Consider the following 17,868-nt stretch of genomic DNA (forward strand, 5'->3'; position numbering starts at 1 on the left):
TGGACTCTCTCTTTAGAAGGTGTCCGGAACCTTGACCTCGGTGCTCGCGGTCAGCGTCTCGCCGCGGAAGAACCGTTTGGTGCCGAAGGCGAAGCACGCCAACATCAGCGGGATGCCGAGCACCAGCATCCCGACGCCGAGCACGAACACTCCGCCGATCGGTCCGAACGCGGTGTATCCGTAGTCGGGCTGGATCATGTCCTTGGCGCTGATCACAAACGCCGCCAACATCGCCAGGCCGCCGAGGAGCGGGAAGATGCCGCGGAAGAACAGGTTCCGTGCTGACTGGAACAGCGTCTTGCGGAAGTACCAGACGCACGCGAACGCGGTGATGCCGTAGTAGAACGCGACCGCCAGCCCCAGCGAGGCCACCGAGTCGAGCAACGCGTTCTCCGACAATGTCTTGAGTACGAGGTAGAAGAACAGCGCCGCGATGCCCATGACGATGGTGCCGAACGCGGGCGTCATGTAGCGCGGGTGGACGCTGGCGAAACGCTTCGGGATGGCCTCGTAGACGGCCATCGACAGTGTGCCGCGCGCGGTCGGCAGGATCGTGGTCTGTGTCGACGAGAGGGCCGACACCGACACGGTGAGCAGCAGTGCCGAGGCGGCGATCGCGCCGGCGACGGGTTTGCCGAGCACGGTGAGGACGTCGTCGGTGTTGTTCGGGTTGTTCAACCCGATGCCGACCTCGCTGAAGCCGGAGAAGGACTGGACGGCGTAGGCCACCAGCACATAGGTGCAGACCAGGATGACGGTGGTGATGAGCGCCGCGATGCCCGGCGTCTTACCGGGGTCCTTGGTCTCCTCACCGACCGCCAGGCAGGCATCCCAGCCCCAGTAGATGAAGATGCAGAGGATGATCGCGGCGGCGATCGACGAGACGTCGAGTCCGCTGGGCCACAGCCACGACAGCTGCGGGGTGATGGCCTGGGCGCCGGCGGTGCCGCTGAACACCCGCACCAGGGCGATGATGCTGACGATGATCAGCACGCCGAACTGGATGGCGATCAGGACGTTCTGCATCCGCTCGCTGACGATGATGCCGCGGGCGGAGACCAGCGTCATCGAGATGATGAAGAAGCACCCGAGGCCGACTGTGGCGGGCACGCTCTCGGCGAGCTCGGTCAGCCCGAGGAAGTTGTACAGATAGATGGCGGCGATCTCGGAGACGTTGGCCAGCACGATGATCGCCGACACGGCGAGACCCCAGCCGCCTATCCAGCCGATCCACGGCCCGAACGCCTTGGTGGCCCACGTGAAGGTGGTACCGCAGTCCGGGGTGTCCTGGGACAACTCTTTGTACGCGAAGGCGACGAGCAGCATCGGGATGAACGCGAGGACGAACATCGACGGTGCTTTCTCGCCGACGGCCAGCACGACATAGCCGAGGGTGGCCGCCAGGCTGTAGGCGGGCGCGACGGCGCCCAGGCCGATGACGACGTTGCCGACGAGGCCGAGGGCTCCCGACTGAAGGCCTTTGCTACCCACAGAAGGAGGCGATGGTTCCTCCGTAATTGCCATGAGCGGAATATACGGTTCCGGTAGTCCTCCCGCGCCCTGTCTGCGGAAAACGTTGCATACAGGAAACCTGGCAACGGATTCCGTCTGCGGGCAGCGCGATATTCGCCAGTTCTACACTCGACCCATGACCGCGAGCACGCGCGTCGGCGAGTTCGAGCAGTTGCGGCCCCACCTGCTGGCCGTGGCGTATCGACTCACCGGCACAGTCGTCGACGCTGAGGACATTGTTCAGGATGCCTGGCTGCGATGGGCGGCGAATCAGAGCACCGCGGTCGACAATCTCACGGCGTGGTTGACGACCGTGGTGAGCCGGCTCGCGTTGGACCGGTTGCGGTCGGCGGCGCACCGGCGCGAGACCTATGTGGGGGAGTGGCTGCCCGAACCTGTGGTGACGGGTGTGGACGGAACTGATCCGCTGGCGTCGGTGGTGGCCGGGGAGGACGCGCGGTTCGCGGCGATGGTGGTCCTGGAGAACCTGACGCCCGACCAGCGCGTCGCGTTCGTGCTGCACGACGGGTTCGCGGTGCCGTTCACCGACATCGCCGACGTGCTCGGGTCGTCGCCGGAGGCGGCCCGGCAGCTGGCGTCACGGGCGCGGCGGACCGTGGCCGCTGCACCACCGCCCGCGGCAGAACATGCCGAGGTGGTGGGAAAGCTGTTGGCGGCCATGGCCTCTGGCGACCTGGATGCGGTTGTCGCGCTGCTTCATCCGGAGGTGACGTTCACCGGGGACGCGAACCGTCGCGCGCCGACGGCCGCGCGGGTGATTCACGGCAGCGACAAGGTCGCGCGCTTCCTGCTCGGGCTGGTGCAACGCTACGGGGATCGGCGGCTGCTCGACAGCGGCGTGCTCGGCCTGGTCAACGGCGAACTAGGCCTGTATTCGGCGGGTGCCGGGGCCACCGACGACCGGCCCGCAATCGCGCCGCGAATTCAGGCGCTCACTGTGCACGACGGCCTCGTGGTCGCGATCTACGACATCGCCAATCCCGACAAGTTCACCGGATCGCCGTTGCGTGAGCCGACGGCTCAGCCGCTTCGCAGCACGCAGTGAGTGCCGGAATAGACGGTCGGCATGCACTTCATGCAGTGGATGCACAGCCCTTCGCCTGCCTGGTCATCCCGTAGGCGGTCGACCAGGCCGGGCTCGCGGAGCAGCGCCCGCGCCATCGCTACGAACTCGAATCCCTCGCCGAGTGCGCCCTCGACGGTGTCCAGGCCGTTGATGCCGCCCAGCAGAATCAGCGGCATCGACAGCGCTGCACGGAATTGCCGCGCCAAGGGGAGGAAGAAGGCCTCCTCGAAGGGGTAGGTCCGAAAGAGGCGTCGCCCGATGACACGGAGTCCGAGGCCGACGATGCGTGGCTGGGAGGCGATGAACTCATCGAGCGGAACGTCGCCGCGGAAGTAGTACATCGGATTGAGAAGTGAACTGCCGCCGGTCAATTGCAGTGCGTCCAGGTGCCCATCGGACTCCAGCAGACAGGCGGTGGGCAGGCTGTCGGTCAGCCAGAAGCCGCGTCGCACACCGTCGTCCATGTTGAATTTGGCTGTGACGGCGACGGATTGGCCGACGGTCAGCCGGACGCGCTCGGCCACCCGGCGGGCCAGTTCGGCCCGCCGCACGGTGTCACCTCCGTACCGGTCCGTGCGCCGGTTGAGGTTCGGGCTGAAGAAGGAGCTCAGTAGATACCCATGGCCCATGTGGATCTCGATCGCATCGAACCCGGCGTCCACCGCATGGGCGGCCGCGGCGCCGAAGTCGTCGACCACCGTCTCCAACTGCTCGACGGTGGCACCCCTGACCAGGCCCATGGCGGGTGCGCTGACCCGCGTCGACGGCGCAAGGGACGGTGCCCGGTTCGACAGGGTGTTGGCGACCAGTCCGGCATGTCCGATCTGCGCGCACACCAGGGCGCCTGCGTCATGCACCGCCCCGGTCAGCCGCTGCAACTGCCTGGCGCGGTCACCGTCGAGGACGATGGTGTCGCGGTGCACGCGTCCGCCGGGGGAGATGGCGCAGTAGGCGACGGTCGTCATGGCTGCTCCGCCGCTCGCCACCCCGGTGTGGAAGTCGATGAGCCCGTCGCTGACCTGCCCTCGCGGCATCACGCCCTCGAAGGTGGCCGCTTTGATGAACCGGTTCTTCAGCGTCAGTGGGCCCAGCCGTGCAGACGTGAACGCTTGTATCGATGCCATTGGCATCGTAATGTAGCACCCGGCTACTGAGGAGGCGGAACACTGCGCATAGCGGTCACGGGGGCCACGGGATACGTGGGCGCCCATACGGTGCGGGCGTTGTTGGCGGCGGGACACCATGTGCAGATGCTGGTGCCGCCCGGTGAGGAGACCGCGGGCGTCATCGATCGATTTCGTGCTGTGGGGTCGGTGCGGGTTCTCGCCGGCGACGTCCGGAGCGAGCCAGACATCGGCAGGCTCCTCACCGACGTGGATGCCGTTTTGCACGCAGCTGGCGTCGTCGGCACCGACGAACGTCGCGTCCGGTTGATGTGGGAGATCAACGCCTATGCCACCGAATCGATTCTGCGCCGGGCCGCCGACATCGGGCTCGATCCGGTCGTGTCGGTGAGTAGTTACAGCGCACTGTTCCCACCGGAGAACGGGGTGATCTCGCCGGAGACCCCGACCGCAAAGGGGCGCAGCTCGTACGCCGAGACGAAGGGCTACGCAGACCGGGTGGCGCGCGAACTTCAGGACGCCGGAGCGCCCGTCGTCGTGACCTATCCCTCGAGCGTGGTCGGCGCCCCGTTCGGCACTGCCGTGGGAGTCACCGAGCGCGGCTGGGCGCCGATCGTGCGGCACGCCGTCGCACCCTCGGTGCGCGGAGGCATGCAGATGATCGACGTGCGCGACGTCGCCGAGGTGCACGAGCGGATCATGCGTCCAGGGCGGGGCCCACGGCGCTACGTCTGCGGAGGCACTCTGCTGACATTCGACGAGATGATCGACGCACTCGAAGTGGGGCTGGGACGCCGGATCCGCCGGATCCCGGTGCCGGTCAAGGCACTGCTGGCCGCGGGCCGCCTCACCGATCTCGCCGGGCGATTCGTGTCGTTGTCGGACGGGCTGAGCTATGAGGCCGCGATGTTGCTGACCGCTGCCACACCGACAGACGACACCGCCACACTGCGGGATCTCCAGATGACCTGGAGCCCGCCCCAGGCCGCCATCGTGGAGTCATTTCGGGATGGCGCCGACGCCGGCCGACAACAGCTCGGTGATCCGCTCGCGTAAGCCCTCGGAGTCGTCCTCGACTGCGACTGTCGTCAAGAACAACGATGCTCCGGCTGCCATCACCAGCACCGCTCTGGCGTCGCGCTCGGCTCGTCGTCGCTCGGCGGCGGTCCTTGCCTCGAGGTGAGCGGTGAACAAGTGCACGGCCGGACCGCTGAAGTTGGCCCACAGCGCCTTGCGCATCTCGTCGTTCTCGCGCAGCGCGAGAAGCAACCCGGGAACAGCCTCGCGCACATGACCACTGCTGTAGAGCTGATGGCTACCGCGTACCACCCACTCGATCCAGCCGGCGAGGTCCGTGCCGGAGAACGGCGACAGATCGGGTGTCTCACCCAGGATCGCGTGCAGCACGAGTTCGGCTTTCGAACCCCACCGGCGGTTCAGGCTCGCGCGGCCCACGCCCGCCCGCGTCGCCACCATGCGCACACTGAGGTCGTCCCAGCCGACTTCCAGTAGCAGTTCACGTGTCACCGACAGCACGCGCTGGTCGATCGACGGATCCCGTGGCCGCCCACCTGAGCCGACGCGGCGTTGCTCCTCGGTCATCCCACCGATTCAACCGCACAGCCGCCCGCGAGACGCAACTGCCACGACAGGCCGAGCGGTGGCGTTCGCACCGCACCCGGTGCCAGCAGGTCGAGCCGTGTCCCCGACTCGATCATTCAGGGCACACTGCACGTCGCCGGACCCATCAGGTGACGGCCGCCATCGACGGGGCGTACAAGGGGCATGGTGGCCGTTGAGTTGCATTCCAGTGCAACAACTGTCGCGCGATGGGCAACGGCCGGCGCTGGGCGCCACCAGGTGAGGAGTTCGGTCACCGTGCCCACGGCACCCGGCAGGCGTCGCCGGAACTGAAGCCCTGCTCGGTGATTCCCAGTGCGGTGTTCATCCGGGCCCGCATGTTCTCGACGCCGATCTGATAGGTCAGCTCCATGACGCCCTTGTCTCCGAACCGGCGACGCAGGTCGGCTACCTGCTCGTCGGTGACGGTGTGCGGATCCGTCGTCATGGCCGCGGCGTAGGCGATGCCGGCCCGCTCGTCCTCGGAGAACCCGGGCGATGTCGCGTAGTCGTCGATGTCTTTGAGCCGCACCATGTCCAGCCCCTCCATCCGCATGAGCATCGCGCCGAAATCGACACACCAGGAGCACCCGATCTGGCGGGCCACCCAGTACACGGCCAATTCACGCACGCTGGCGGGTAACTCGGTGGACGCGCGTTCCAGCATTCCTTCGTGCATCGCGCCGGCGAGCATCAGGCCGGGATGGTGGGCGTAGATCGCGAACGGTTCGGGCACCTCGCCGAAGCGGCGTTTGGCGTAGCGCCACATGAGCCGGGTCATCAGTGAGGCGCGGTGCGGGGAGACGGGGTCGATGCGTGTGGTCATATCGATCAGACGACGCAGCCCGCCCGAGTGTGACAGTCAGGAACGCGTGCGCTGATAGTGCCTGCGGGCCTTCATCCTGTTGCCGCAGATTGCCATCGAACACCAGCGGGCGGTGTTCGGCTTGCTCCGGTCGATCAGGAACAGGTGGCATTCGGTGTTCGCGCACGGGCGGAGGCGGCCGGGGCTGGTGATGCGCAGTCCGTCCCAGGCCACGACGGCACGCACCGCGCCGCCTGCGGGACCGCCGTCGAGGCGCCACGCCAGGCCGCCGTCTCCCGCGGTCGGGACCAGGCGTGCCTGCTCGAGGAACGGTTGCAGGGTGGCTGCGGACTCCTCACCCCGGACCACTGTCTGCAGGGCGCCACGCGCCTTGACGAGTGCCGCCCATTCGGTGGCGGTCGCGGGCACGTTGTGTGCGCGCAGCCAGGTGGCCGCGGTCGCCGGGTCGGGTAGCGCGTCCGTCGGGATGCCGTCGATCACCGGCGTCGTGTTCAACAGGTCGAGCAGAAAGGCCTCGTCGGCCGCGCTCGTGGCGTACACGTCCATAACTAACCTCCAAAGTGCTATTGACAGGTTACACAACCGCGCGTTCAATGGGGCTAACTGGTAAAAGAACGAATAGGAGTTAGTTATGAGCGTTGTCCACCATCGCTACGCCACGGTCGACGGGCGCCAGGTCTTCTACCGCGAGTCCGGCGATCCCGACGCTCCGGCCGTTGTGTTGCTCCACGGGTTCCCGACCAGCTCGTTCATGTTCCGCAACCTGATCCCCGAACTCACCGATCGGTATCACGTCATCGCGCCCGACTATCTCGGCTTCGGCTACTCCGACGCCCCGACCGTCGAGGAGTTCGACTACACCTTCGACGCCCTGGCCGACTCGGTGGCCGGCCTGCTTGAGCAGCTCGGTGTCACGCGCTATGCCATGTACGTACAGGACTACGGTGCGCCGATCGGGTGGCGGCTGGCGCTGCGCGACCCGCAGGCCGTCACCGCGATCATCACCCAGAACGGCAACGGGTACGACGCCGGCTTCGTCCCCGAGGGCTGGCAGGTCGTGTGGAACTACCAGCGCGAGCAGACACCCGAGACGGCGGCGGCGCTGCGCGAATTCCTCAGCTACGACGCCACGAAGACGCAGTACACCGCCGGTGTGCGCGACCAGAGCGTTGTTAGCCCGGACACCTGGAACCACGACTTCGCGCTGCTGTCGCGTCCGGGGAACGACGCCATCCAGCTCAAACTGTTCCTCGACTACGCGAGCAACCCGAAGATCTACCCGGCACTGCACGACTACCTGCGCGCCAGCGCCGTCCCCGTGCTGGCGGTGTGGGGCGACAAGGACCCGTTCTTCGGACCCGATGGCGCGCGGGGATTCGCCGACGATGCGGTGAACGCCGAGATCCATCTCCTCGATGGCGGCCATTTCCTGCTGGAGAGCGACCTCGCCGAGGTGACCGCCCTGATGCGTGACTTCCTGTCCCGCCGCCTCTGAGTTCAACTCGGCGCCCGATGGGTAGAAAGGGCGGGTGAACCAAAAGACGCTGGATGCTCCCAGTCGCGGGTCGATCTTCAGCGCACACCTGCGGTCGAGCGCGGTGGTGTCTCTGCAACTCGTCGCGGTGGCCGCGGTGCTCTGGGGTCTTGCGTGGGTGGTGGGCGAAACCTGGGTGATCGTCCTGCCCGTGGTGCTGGCGTTGATCGTGTGCACGGTGCTGTGGCCGCCGGTGCGCTGGCTGCTGGGCAAGGGCGTTCCCCCGGCGGCAGCCGCGCTGCTGGTTCTCCTGCTTGGCGTCGCTGTGATCGCGGGAGTGATCGCCGCGGTGGCGCCCGCGATCGTCGAGCAGTCCACCGAGCTGGCGCAGCAGGCGTCCGCGGGTGTCGTGCAGGTGCGTGACTGGCTCGGCGGGCCACCGCTGAATATCAGTGAGGCCCAGCTCAATTCCGCAGTCGCGGAGATCACCGACCGGCTGAACTCCAGCAGCGCGCAGATTGCGTCCGGCGTGTTCACCGGGGTGGGGGCTGCGACGTCGGCACTCGTCACCCTGTTCACCGCGATCGTGGTGACCTTCTTCCTGCTCAAGGACGGGACCCGCTTCACCCCGTGGTTGCGACGCACCGTCGGCAACCCGGCTGGTCCACACCTTGCCGAGGTGCTGGAGCGCGTGTGGGCGACCCTCGGCGGATTCATCCGCACCCAGGCGCTGGTCAGCCTCGTCGATGCGGTGCTCATCGGCATCGGTCTGGTGGTCGTCGGCGTGCCTCTGGCGTACGCGCTGGCCATCATCACGTTCATCGGTGGCTTCGTGCCGATCGTCGGTGCGTTCGTTGCCGGGGGACTGGCCGTGCTGATCGCTCTGGTCTCGAACGGCCCCGTCGATGCGCTGATCGTGCTCGCGATCATTCTGGCTGTGCAGCAGCTCGAGGGCAACGTGCTTCAGCCGTGGCTGCAATCCAAGTCGATGAAGCTGCACGCGGTGATCGTGCTGCTGGCAGTGACGCTGGGCGCCTCCACTTTCGGCGTCATCGGTGCGTTCCTGGCGGTTCCGGTCGCGGCGACGCTGGCGGTGATCATCCGGTACTACGGCGAGCAGGTGGCCGAGCGGGCGGGTGAGGATCCGCCACCCGAGGACGACGACGATGCCTCCGACAAGGAGGACGCTGACGCGGACGAGACCGCCCAGGACGAGGACTCGCCGGTGTCGCCCGATCGTCACCCGGCCACCTGACGCCAACCGTCAGGATCGGGGCGTCGTCGCCTCGCGCACGTCGGCGACGATGAGGTCATACATCCGACGGGTCACCGCGACGTCGTCGCTCATGATGTTGTAGCCGTGGTCGACACCCGCGACGTCGTGATGTCGAACCAGCGACCCCGCAGCCTCCAGCTTCGCCGCGTAGCGCACGCCCTCGTCCTTGAGCCGGTCGTACTCGGTGGTGATGACCACGGCCGGCGCAATGCCGGCGATCCCGTCGGCGTTGGATCCCCACGCCGGCGAGGCGAGCCGGTGCGTCCGGTGGTCGTGGGACGGGATGTAGGCCGTGTCGAACACCTCGCCCATCCACGGTGTGAGGATGGCGCGGCCGCCCAGCGGCGAGGTTTTCTGCGCGGTCGGCGTCACCAGATCCAGCGGCGCATAGTGCAGCACCTGCAGCGCGATCTCGGGGTCGCCGTCTTCCAGCGCCATCCGGCTGACCGCGGCCGACAGATTGCCGCCCGCGCTCTGGCCGCCGACGCACAGCCGGGTACCGTCCCAGTCCCGGTCCGGGTCGGCTGCCCATCGCAGGACGTCGAGCAGTTGTTCGGCCGCGGCGGGGAACCGGTGTGCGGGCGCGAGCACGTAGTCGACGTTGACGACGACCACGCCCGCGTGTGCCGCGAGATACCGGCACCACGGATCGTCCTGGTCGGGGTGGCCGACGACGAAGCCGCCACCGTGGACGTTGACGTACACCGCGGGAGGCTCGGGTGTCGCGGGCGGCCGATAGATCGTCACCGGCGCAGGCCCGTGCCGGGTGGCGACGACGTCGGTGCTGACGTCGCCGTCGACGTCCGGAAACCGCACGGCCGGACGTGGCGCGGGGTCGACGAACCGGGCGAAGAGACGCGCGAGGACGTCGGCGGCGGGTCGCCAGGACAGTATCGACACGCGGAAAAGCTAGCGGGCGAACATCAACGCGCGCTTGACCTCTTGGATGGCCTTGGTCACCTGGATGCCACGCGGGCAGGACTCGGTGCAGTTGAACGTCGTGCGGCAGCGCCACACACCGTCCTTGTCGTTGAGGATGTCCAGACGCTCGGCGGCGCCCTCGTCGCGCGAATCGAAGATGAACCGGTGGGCGTTGACGATCGCCGCGGGTCCGAAGTACGAACCCTCGGTCCAGTACACCGGGCAGCTGGTGGTGCAGCAGGCGCACAGGATGCACTTGGTGGTGTCGTCGTAGCGGGCGCGGTCGGTCTGGCTCTGAATCCGTTCGCGCGTCGGCTGATTGCCGGACGTGATCAGGTACGGCTTGATCGCGCGGAACGCGTCGAAGAACGGCTCCATGTCGACGACCAGGTCCTTCTCCACGGGCAGGCCGCGGATCGGCTCGATCGTGATGGTGAGCTGCTTGGAGGCGTTCTTCGGCAGCATGTCGCGCATCAGCACCTTGCAGGCCAGCCGGTTGACGCCGTTGATCCGCATCGCATCCGAGCCGCACACGCCGTGGGCGCAGGACCGGCGGAACGTCAGCGTCCCGTCGATGTACCACTTCACGTAGTGCAGCAGGTTGAGCAGGCGGTCCGACGGCAGACACGGCACGCGGAAGCTCTGCCACCCCGCGGCATCCGGGTCGTCCGGGTTGAAGCGCGCGATCTTCAGCGTCACCATCACTGCGCCCTCGGGAACGGGAGGCAGCTCGGGGTCCTTGGTCTCGGGCTCGGCGATTGCGGTCATCTCAGTACTTCCGTTCCATCGGCTCGTACCGCGTCTGGACTACCGGCTTATAGTCCAACCGGATGTCGGAGAGCAGGTCTGTGCCCTCCTTGTAGGCCATGGTGTGGCGCATGTAGTTGGTGTCGTCGCGGTTGGGGTAGTCCTCCCGGGCGTGTCCGCCGCGAGATTCCTTGCGGTTCAATGCGCCCGCCACGGTGACCTCGGCCAGCTCCAGCAGGAAGCCGAGCTCGATGGCCTCCAATAGATCGCTGTTGTAACGCTTTCCCTTGTCTTGCACCGTGATACGGCCGTAACGCTCCTTGAGCTTGTGGATATCGGTGAGCGCCTGCTTCAGCGTCTCCTCGGTGCGGAACACCGCGGCGTTGTTGTCCATCGACTGCTGCAACGCACCCCGGATGTCGGCGACGCGCTCGTTGCCGTGCTCGGAGAGAATGTCTCCGACCCAGCCGGACACCATGTCGGCGGGATTGTCCGGCATGTCGACGAAGTCATGTCCCAGTGCGTAGTTCGCGGCGGCGATGCCGGCGCGACGGCCGAAGACGTTGATGTCCAGCAGCGAGTTGGTGCCCAGCCGGTTGGCGCCGTGCACCGAGACGCAGGCGCACTCACCCGCGGCGTAGAGGCCGGGGACGACGGTGGTGTTGTCCGACAACACCTGGCCGTTGATGGTCGTGGGGATGCCGCCCATAACGTAGTGGCACGTCGGGTAGACGGGCACGAGCTCCTTGACCGGATCCACCCCCAGATAGGTGCGGGCGAACTCGGTGATGTCGGGGAGCTTGGCTTCCAGGACGTCGGCGCCGAGGTGGCGCACGTCGATGTAGACGTAGTCCTTGTTGGGCCCCGCGCCGCGGCCTTCGAGCACTTCCAGCACCATCGAGCGGGCGACGATGTCGCGCGGCGCGAGGTCGACGATCGTGGGCGCATACCGCTCCATGAACCGCTCGCCGTCGCCGTTGAGCAGGCGGCCACCTTCGCCGCGCACCGCTTCGGAGATGAGGATCCCGAGGCCGGCCAGGCCGGTCGGATGGAACTGGTGAAACTCCATGTCCTCCAGGGGGAGTCCCTTGCGGAAGATGATCCCGAGGCCGTCGCCGGTCAGCGTGTGCGCGTTGGACGTGGTCTTGTACATGCGGCCGGAGCCGCCGGTGGCGAACACGATCGCCTTGGCGTGGAAGACGTGGATGTCTCCGGTCGCGAGTTCGTAGGCGATGACGCCGGTGGCCACCGGGCCCGACGGGGTGTCGGTCATGGCGATGTCGAGCGCGTAGTACTCGTTGAAGAACTCGACGTCGTGCTTGACGCAGTTCTGGTACAGGGTCTGCAGGATCATGTGGCCGGTGCGGTCGGCGGCGTAGCAGGCGCGACGCACCGGCGCCTTGCCGTGGTCGCGGGTGTGCCCGCCGAAGCGGCGCTGGTCGATGCGGCCCTCGGGGGTGCGGTTGAACGGCATCCCCATCTTCTCCAGGTCGAGCACCGCGTCGATGGCCTCTTTGGCCATGACCTCCACGGCGTCCTGGTCGGCCAGGTAGTCACCACCCTTGACGGTGTCGAAGGTGTGCCATTCCCAGTTGTCTTCCTCGACATTGGCCAGGGCGGCGCACATGCCGCCCTGCGCGGCTCCGGTGTGCGACCGGGTCGGGTACAGCTTCGTCAGCACCGCGGTGCGGACCCGGGGCCCGGCCTCCACGGCGGCGCGCATGCCGGCACCGCCGGCACCCACGATGACGACGTCGTAGCGATGTTCAACAATCATCAGTAGCTCCCGATCAGGAAATTGTCGCGTCGAACGTCAGCAGCACATAGGTTCCGAGCACCAGCGTGAAAGCCATCGACAGCGCCAGCAGAGTGTTGAGCCAGAACTTCGTGGAGTCCTTGCGGGTGTAGTCGGCGATGATGGTGCGCATGCCGTTGCCGCCGTGCAGCTGAGCCAGCCACAGCAGCAGCAGATCCCAGGTCTGCCAGAACGGCGAGGACCACCGCTCGGCGACGTAGTTGAAGTCGATGCGGTACACGCCGTCTTCCCACATCAGCATGATGAACAGGTGGCCGAGAGCCAGAAAAACGAGAACCAGGCCCGAGAACCGCATGAACAGCCAGGTGTACTTCTCGAAGTTCGGCATGCCGCCGGAGCGCCGCGGCGCGCGCGGGTTGTCCAGGCCTGCGGGTCGGTCGTAGTTGCGCTGCATGACGGGAGCCGGCCCGCCGCGATCGCTGATGTGGTCGTAGGGGTTCTCCGACCGTGTCTGTGAACTCATAGGAACCGCTCCGCCATGTGCATGCCGATGACACCGAGTGAGGCGATGAACAGGGCGATGAACAGTCCTGCGATCACCCAGAGCATCTTGCGTTGGTGGCGCGGACCCTCCGACCAGAAGTCGATCAGGATGATCCGGATGCCGTTGAGTGCGTGGTAGAGAACCGCCGCGACGAGCCCGATCTCCATGAGCCCGATGATGGGGCTCTTGTAGGTCTCGATGATCTCGTTGTAGGCCTGCGGGCTTACCCGGACCAGTGCCGTGTCGAGCACGTGGACGAACAGGAAGAAGAAGATCGTCGCACCCGAGATACGGTGAAGCACCCATGACCACATGCCGGGGTCGCCGCGGTAGAACGTTCGGCGACTCGACGGCTTCGATCGTGGTGCCGGTGTATCGGTATCGGCTGGTATCGCCGTACTCATAGTGACCCTCCAACGCCATCGGTGGAGGCTCGGAATTCGGTGCTGATTACCGGACCCCAAACCTCGGGGCGACTCTAATCCCCTTTGTACTGCTGAACGAACTAGCGTGTGGCGATATGCCCTTGTTGAGCCTCGAAGTTAGGTCTACCTACCCGGGACTTGGGGTCACGGGTGGAGGAGTTCGGAATGGATTCAGATTCGGCGCGGGTGACCTGACGTGACGGTAGAAATCGACTGGGATATGTTGCGTCGCAAGGCAATTGATGTGTCCGGCCATGCCTACGCCCCGTATTCGCGCTTCCGGGTGGGTGCTGCCGCGCTGGTGAATGATGACCGAATCGTCACCGGTTGCAATGTGGAGAATGTCTCATATGGCCTAGGTCTCTGTGCCGAGTGTGCAGTGGTGTGCGCCCTACATTCCGGCGGCGGCGGGCGGCTGGTTGCACTGTCGTGTGTGGGCCCCGACGGCGAGGTTCTGATGCCGTGCGGGCGCTGCCGCCAGGTGCTCCTCGAACACGGCGGACCCGAGCTCCTGATCGACCATCCGCGGGGCCCGCGGGCACTGCGGGAGCTGCTTCCCGACGCGTTCGGGCCAGAGGACCTCGCGCGCACCGAGAATGCGGGCGGGCAGACACCGTGACCGAGTTCACTTTCGACGCCCCGACCGTCATCCGGACCAAGCGTGACGGCGGGGTGCTTTCCGATGCCGCGATCGACTGGGTGATCGAGGCTTATACGCACGGCCGCGTCGCCGACGCGCAGATGTCGGCGCTGTTGATGGCGATCTTCCTGCGCGGCATGTCCAACGCCGAGATCGCCAGGTGGACAGCCGCAATGATCGCCTCAGGGGAGCGGCTCGACTTCTCCGACCTGCGTCGCGCGGGCAAGCCGCTGCGGCTGGTCGACAAGCACTCGACCGGCGGGGTCGGGGACAAGATCACCATCCCGCTGGTGCCCGTTGTGATGGCGTGCGGCGGTGCGGTGCCGCAGGCGGCCGGTCGCGGGCTGGGCCACACCGGCGGCACTCTGGACAAATTGGAGTCCATCCCCGGATTCACCGCCGAGATCCCCAAAGCCCAGATCCGGCAACAACTGTGCGATCTGGGCGCGGCGATCTTCGCGGCCGGGGAACTCGCGCCTGCCGACCGCAAGATCTATGCGCTGCGCGACGTCACCGCCACCACGGAATCGCTGCCGCTGATCGCCAGCTCGGTGATGAGCAAGAAGATCGCCGAGGGCACCCACGCTCTGGTGCTGGACTCGAAGGTCGGCTCCGGGGCGTTCCTCGACACCGAGGCCGAGTCTCGGGAGCTGGCCCGCACGATGGTCGATCTCGGCACCGAGCACGGCGTGCGCACCCGGGCATTGCTCACCGACATGCACACTCCGCTGGGACGCACCGTAGGCAACGCCGTCGAGGTGGTCGAATCCTTGGAGGTGCTCGCCGGCGGCGGCCCCGAGGACGTCGTGGAGCTGACGCTGGCGCTGGCGCGCGAGATGTGCGACGCCGCCGGCCTGGACGGGGTCGACCCCGCGCAGACGCTTCGCGACGGGACGGCGATGGACCGGTTCCGCGACCTGGTGGCCGCGCAGGGCGGCGATGTCGCGGCCTTGTCTGCGGACTCACTGCCGTTGGGCGCGTATTCCGAGACCGTCAGCGCCCCTCACGGTGGCACGATGGGGGACATCGACGCGATGGCGGTGGGACTGGCGGTATGGCGGCTCGGAGCGGGCCGCTCGGTACCGGGCGAGCAGGTGCAGTTCGGCGCCGGACTGCGTATCCACCGCCGGCCGGGTGAGCCGGTGGCCGCGGGTGAGCCGTTGTTCACCCTCTACACCGACACCGTCGAGCGCCTCGCGCCCGCGGTGTCCGAGCTCGACGGTGCCTGGAGTGTCGGAGACCGGGCGCCGGCGACGCGACCGCTGATCATCGATCGCCTCACGTAAGGAGTGACTCGTGACGACACCGTTGACCCTCGACAACATCCGGCGGGCGCCCAAGGCGCTGCTGCATGACCACCTCGACGGCGGTCTGCGGCCTGCGACGGTGCTGGAGCTGGCCGGGCAGTACGGCTACGACGAGCTGCCCGCCACCGACGTCGAGGGCCTGGCGACGTTCTTCCGTACCGCGGCGCACAGCGGGTCGCTGGTGCGCTACCTGGAGCCGTTCGCCCACACGGTCGGGGTCATGCAGACTCCCGACGCGCTGCACCGCGTCGCGCGCGAATGCGTCGAGGATCTGGCCCAGGACAACGTCGTCTACGCCGAGATCCGCTTCGCGCCCGAACTCCACATCGACGGTGGTCTGTCGCTGGACGCCGTGGTCGACTCGGTGCTCGCCGGGTTCGCCGACGGCGAGAAGGCTGCCAGCGCCGACGGGCGGGCCATCACGGTTCGCTGCCTGGTGACCGCGATGCGCCACGCGGCGAGGTCGAGGGAGATCGCCGAGCTGGCGATCCGGTTCCGGGACAAGGGCGTCGTGGGATTCGACATCGCCGGTGCCGAAGCGGGCTACCCGCCGTCGCGGCACCTCGACGCGTTCGAGTACATGCGAAGCAACAACGCGCGCTTCACCATTCACGCCGGGGAGGCATTCGGACTGCCGTCGATCCACGAGGCGATCGCGTTCTGCGGCGCCGACCGGCTGGGTCACGGCGTGCGTATCGTCGACGACATCGACATGGATGCCGACGGCGGCCCGAAGCTCGGCAGGTTGGCGTCGCTGTTGCGGGACAAGCGAATCCCGTTCGAGATGTGCCCCAGCTCCAACGTGCAGACCGGGGCGGTGGCGAGCATCGCCGAGCATCCGTTCGACCGGCTGGCGCGGCTGCGCTTCCGGGTGACGGTTAACACCGACAACCGGCTGATGAGCGACACCACGATGAGCCTGGAGATGCAACGGCTGGTCGACGCGTTCGGCTACGGATGGAGCGATCTCGAGCGGTTCACCATCAATGCGATGAAGTCGGCGTTCATCGCTTTCGACGAGCGCCTGGCCATCATCGACGAGGTGATCAAGCCCCGCTACGCCGTGCTGGTCGGCTAGGGATCTCGGGAACCTTGCCCCGCGAGCGCGCGTGTCTGCACAGCGGCGCGCCGCAATCTCTGGCATTCAACGCGCGCTCGCGGCGGACGAGTGCGCGCCGACGTACGCCCAAATCCGGCGTGGCGCCGTGCAGACACGCGCGCTCGCGCAGCGACCCGTCTATTCAGAACGCAGGCGCGACTCGACGAGCCTCTCCAGCGACTCCCACTGGGTGACCGCCTCGGCGTACGGCCCGTTCGGGCGCTTGACCGACGCGGGGTCGAGCACGTGGGCGATCACGCTGCCCAGCGCGGTTCCCGGTTCCAGCTTGGCGGCCACGCTGGTGTCCTCGGAGTAGTCGCCGATGTCGCGGATCAGTTCGACCGCCAGCTCCAGCTGGTCGTGGTCCACGGCTTCGGGGCCCTCGGCAAGGTCGTCGACGATGTCGGTCAGCACGTAGACGTTGTCGTCGTCGACCTCGACACGCAGCGAGCCGTCGGTGGCCGCCGTGCGGATGTCGTCGTAGGTGGCGAGATCGGACAGGTCGTGGTCGTGCTCGTCGGCCAGGTAGCGGGCCAGCGCACGCTCGGACGGGAAAACACTGATGCGTCCGTTGCGGCCGAGGAAGATCGGCCGGTCCTCGAGGTAGCAGCGCAACGTGAAGTAGGTGCCGCCGCTGCTCATGATCCGGACGGGGTCGATGCCCACCCGCGCCCAGAAGTCCTTGTCGCTGCCGAGCACCTTGGTCTCGGCTTCGGCGGCAAGCTCGTCGGCCTCCTCCGGGGTGTCGACGACGTCGTCGATCACGAGGTCGTCGTCATCGAACTCGGGGGCGTCCTCGTCCAGCTCGGCCTGGGCCTTCGCCGCGGCCGCCGCATCGACCTCAGGAATGGTGATGATCTCGTCGAGGGCCTCGATGACCTTGTCCCAGCCTCGTGCGATGACCTTCTCGATCTCGGCCCAGCGCTTGCGGCCCGCGCGACCGGCGAACGCCTCGGCGCCGCCGCCGACGGTCCCGAGCATCGGGTTTCCGTTGAAGAACTTGGTGACCGCGGGCAGCTCGCAGACCGATCCGATCGACGACACCACGGCCAGCGCCCCGTGCAGCGCGTCCACGTTCTCCTGCGTCGGCTTCTGCGACAGCAGCTCCTCCAGCACCACCAGGTCGTGGGTGTGCTCCTCGGTCGGTGTGAGCCGATGGGCATTGGCCTCGGTCAACTTGCCCCATGCCGGGTGATCGACCAGGTCGTTGTCGTGGTTGGTGCGGACGAACGCAGCCAGGTCAGCGACCGATTCGAGCACATAGAGGTCCTCGTCCTTGCCGAGGAAGGCCTCCCACTCGTCGCCGTCGGCGCGCCAGCGCGGCGCCCACAGCGTGTAGACGTCGCCCTTCGTCAGCTTCAGCCCGATGGGCACGATGTCAGCAGCCATGCGGCACAGCCTAACCACCGAGGCTTGGCGTGCTGAGAGGCATGGCTGCGGTTGGTGCAGGGGTCGGGCACCGTTGCCGTACCGCAACCCGTTCGTCGCTTCTCGTGTTTGTCAGGCCTGC

Annotated in this window: 18 protein-coding genes; 7 read left to right on the top strand and 11 right to left on the bottom strand. The window is 67.2% G+C overall.

Going from position 1 to position 17,868, the window contains the following annotated elements:
* Positions 1 to 12: 12 nt before the first annotated feature.
* Positions 13 to 1,524, bottom strand: coding sequence for an APC family permease (locus EL337_RS06370; protein WP_048630203.1), 1,512 nt, complete (start codon positions 1,522 to 1,524; stop codon positions 13 to 15).
* A gap of 124 nt (positions 1,525 to 1,648) precedes the next feature.
* Here EL337_RS06370 and EL337_RS06375 point away from each other — a divergent pair, with 124 nt between their 5' ends.
* Positions 1,649 to 2,578 (top strand): sigma-70 family RNA polymerase sigma factor, encoded by a 930-nt coding sequence (locus EL337_RS06375; protein ID WP_048630204.1) that lies wholly within the window; start codon positions 1,649 to 1,651, stop codon positions 2,576 to 2,578.
* On the opposite strand, the gene EL337_RS06380 is transcribed toward EL337_RS06375, so the two are convergent.
* Positions 2,554 to 3,729, bottom strand: a complete 1,176-nt coding sequence (locus EL337_RS06380) for an NADH:flavin oxidoreductase (RefSeq protein WP_370737110.1) — start codon at positions 3,727 to 3,729, stop codon at positions 2,554 to 2,556. The genes EL337_RS06375 and EL337_RS06380 overlap by 25 nt on opposite strands.
* A 36-nt stretch (positions 3,730 to 3,765) precedes the next feature.
* Here EL337_RS06380 and EL337_RS06385 point away from each other — a divergent pair, with 36 nt between their 5' ends.
* Positions 3,766 to 4,779, top strand: coding sequence for an NAD-dependent epimerase/dehydratase family protein (locus tag EL337_RS06385; protein ID WP_048630206.1), 1,014 nt, complete (start codon positions 3,766 to 3,768; stop codon positions 4,777 to 4,779).
* On the opposite strand, the gene EL337_RS06390 is transcribed toward EL337_RS06385, so the two are convergent.
* From EL337_RS06390 to EL337_RS06400, 3 genes are all read right to left on the bottom strand, one after another.
* Complete coding sequence (locus EL337_RS06390) at positions 4,723 to 5,325, bottom strand: helix-turn-helix domain-containing protein (RefSeq protein WP_048630207.1); 603 nt, start codon at positions 5,323 to 5,325, stop codon at positions 4,723 to 4,725. The genes EL337_RS06385 and EL337_RS06390 overlap by 57 nt on opposite strands.
* Positions 5,326 to 5,596: 271 nt before the next feature.
* Positions 5,597 to 6,169, bottom strand: coding sequence for a carboxymuconolactone decarboxylase family protein (locus EL337_RS06395; protein ID WP_048630208.1), 573 nt, complete (start codon positions 6,167 to 6,169; stop codon positions 5,597 to 5,599).
* 36 nt (positions 6,170 to 6,205) lie between these two features.
* The gene (locus EL337_RS06400) at positions 6,206 to 6,715 is read right to left on the bottom strand and encodes a CGNR zinc finger domain-containing protein (RefSeq protein ID WP_048630209.1); all 510 of its coding nucleotides are present in this window, start codon (positions 6,713 to 6,715) and stop codon (positions 6,206 to 6,208) included.
* An 85-nt stretch (positions 6,716 to 6,800) separates the two neighbouring features.
* Between EL337_RS06400 and EL337_RS06405 the strand changes: the two genes are divergently transcribed.
* On the top strand, positions 6,801 to 7,664 hold the full coding sequence (locus tag EL337_RS06405) for an alpha/beta fold hydrolase (protein WP_048630210.1): 864 nt from the start codon (positions 6,801 to 6,803) through the stop codon (positions 7,662 to 7,664).
* Positions 7,665 to 7,698: 34 nt separating this feature from the next.
* Positions 7,699 to 8,898, top strand: coding sequence for an AI-2E family transporter (locus tag EL337_RS06410; RefSeq protein WP_048630211.1), 1,200 nt, complete (start codon positions 7,699 to 7,701; stop codon positions 8,896 to 8,898).
* Between the two features lie 9 nt (positions 8,899 to 8,907).
* Here EL337_RS06410 and EL337_RS06415 read toward each other — a convergent pair whose 3' ends face one another.
* From EL337_RS06415 to sdhC, 5 genes are all read right to left on the bottom strand, one after another.
* Positions 8,908 to 9,735 carry an alpha/beta hydrolase gene (locus tag EL337_RS06415; protein ID WP_048630840.1) on the bottom strand — a complete coding sequence of 276 codons (828 nt, stop codon included), beginning with the start codon at positions 9,733 to 9,735 and terminating at the stop codon, positions 8,908 to 8,910.
* Between the two features lie 93 nt (positions 9,736 to 9,828).
* Positions 9,829 to 10,608 (bottom strand): succinate dehydrogenase iron-sulfur subunit, encoded by a 780-nt coding sequence (locus EL337_RS06420; protein WP_048630212.1) that lies wholly within the window; start codon positions 10,606 to 10,608, stop codon positions 9,829 to 9,831.
* Position 10,609: 1 nt separating this feature from the next.
* Positions 10,610 to 12,364: a succinate dehydrogenase flavoprotein subunit gene (gene sdhA / locus EL337_RS06425; protein ID WP_048630213.1), complete on the bottom strand. Its 1,755-nt coding sequence runs from the start codon at positions 12,362 to 12,364 to the stop codon at positions 10,610 to 10,612.
* Between the two features lie 13 nt (positions 12,365 to 12,377).
* Positions 12,378 to 12,797, bottom strand: coding sequence for a succinate dehydrogenase hydrophobic membrane anchor subunit (locus EL337_RS06430; protein ID WP_232786712.1), 420 nt, complete (start codon positions 12,795 to 12,797; stop codon positions 12,378 to 12,380).
* A 65-nt stretch (positions 12,798 to 12,862) separates the two neighbouring features.
* On the bottom strand, positions 12,863 to 13,291 hold the full coding sequence (gene sdhC / locus EL337_RS06435) for a succinate dehydrogenase, cytochrome b556 subunit (RefSeq protein WP_083442902.1): 429 nt from the start codon (positions 13,289 to 13,291) through the stop codon (positions 12,863 to 12,865).
* 217 nt (positions 13,292 to 13,508) lie between these two features.
* On the opposite strand from sdhC, the gene EL337_RS06440 reads away from it, so the two are divergent.
* The 3 genes from EL337_RS06440 to EL337_RS06450 are packed head-to-tail and all read left to right on the top strand — an operon-like array spanning position 13,509 to position 16,337.
* The gene (locus EL337_RS06440; protein ID WP_048630216.1) at positions 13,509 to 13,931 is read left to right on the top strand and encodes a cytidine deaminase; all 423 of its coding nucleotides are present in this window, start codon (positions 13,509 to 13,511) and stop codon (positions 13,929 to 13,931) included.
* Positions 13,928 to 15,238 (top strand): thymidine phosphorylase, encoded by a 1,311-nt coding sequence (locus EL337_RS06445; protein ID WP_048630217.1) that lies wholly within the window; start codon positions 13,928 to 13,930, stop codon positions 15,236 to 15,238. Before EL337_RS06440 ends, EL337_RS06445 begins: the two co-directional genes overlap by 4 nt.
* A 10-nt stretch (positions 15,239 to 15,248) precedes the next feature.
* Entirely contained in the window at positions 15,249 to 16,337 is a 1,089-nt protein-coding gene (locus EL337_RS06450; protein ID WP_048630218.1) for an adenosine deaminase, read from the top strand.
* 159 nt (positions 16,338 to 16,496) lie between these two features.
* Here the strand turns inward: EL337_RS06450 and satS are convergent, their stop codons facing one another.
* The gene (satS, locus tag EL337_RS06455; protein WP_048630219.1) at positions 16,497 to 17,747 is read right to left on the bottom strand and encodes a protein export chaperone SatS; all 1,251 of its coding nucleotides are present in this window, start codon (positions 17,745 to 17,747) and stop codon (positions 16,497 to 16,499) included.
* Positions 17,748 to 17,868 lie beyond the last annotated feature (121 nt).

Origin of the sequence: Mycolicibacterium aurum, from assembly GCF_900637195.1 — a bacterium.
GTDB classification, from domain to species: domain Bacteria; phylum Actinomycetota; class Actinomycetes; order Mycobacteriales; family Mycobacteriaceae; genus Mycobacterium; species Mycobacterium aurum.

Bases quoted from the DNA above. Each gene is read 5' to 3' on its own strand.
- satS (WP_048630219.1), bottom strand. From the start codon at position 17,747: ATGGCTGCTGACATCGTGCCCATCGGGCTGAAGCTGACGAAGGGCGAC.
- sdhA (WP_048630213.1), bottom strand. From the start codon at position 12,364: ATGATTGTTGAACATCGCTACGACGTCGTCATCGTGGGTGCCGGCGGT.
- EL337_RS06420 (WP_048630212.1), bottom strand. From the start codon at position 10,608: ATGACCGCAATCGCCGAGCCCGAGACCAAGGACCCCGAGCTGCCTCCC.
- sdhC (WP_083442902.1), bottom strand. From the start codon at position 13,291: ATGAGTACGGCGATACCAGCCGATACCGATACACCGGCACCACGATCG.
- EL337_RS06405 (WP_048630210.1), top strand. From the start codon at position 6,801: ATGAGCGTTGTCCACCATCGCTACGCCACGGTCGACGGGCGCCAGGTC.
- EL337_RS06370 (WP_048630203.1), bottom strand. From the start codon at position 1,524: ATGGCAATTACGGAGGAACCATCGCCTCCTTCTGTGGGTAGCAAAGGC.
- EL337_RS06400 (WP_048630209.1), bottom strand. From the start codon at position 6,715: ATGGACGTGTACGCCACGAGCGCGGCCGACGAGGCCTTTCTGCTCGAC.
- EL337_RS06430 (WP_232786712.1), bottom strand. From the start codon at position 12,797: ATGCAGCGCAACTACGACCGACCCGCAGGCCTGGACAACCCGCGCGCG.
- EL337_RS06395 (WP_048630208.1), bottom strand. From the start codon at position 6,169: ATGACCACACGCATCGACCCCGTCTCCCCGCACCGCGCCTCACTGATG.
- EL337_RS06380 (WP_370737110.1), bottom strand. From the start codon at position 3,729: ATGCCAATGGCATCGATACAAGCGTTCACGTCTGCACGGCTGGGCCCA.
- EL337_RS06375 (WP_048630204.1), top strand. From the start codon at position 1,649: ATGACCGCGAGCACGCGCGTCGGCGAGTTCGAGCAGTTGCGGCCCCAC.
- EL337_RS06390 (WP_048630207.1), bottom strand. From the start codon at position 5,325: ATGACCGAGGAGCAACGCCGCGTCGGCTCAGGTGGGCGGCCACGGGAT.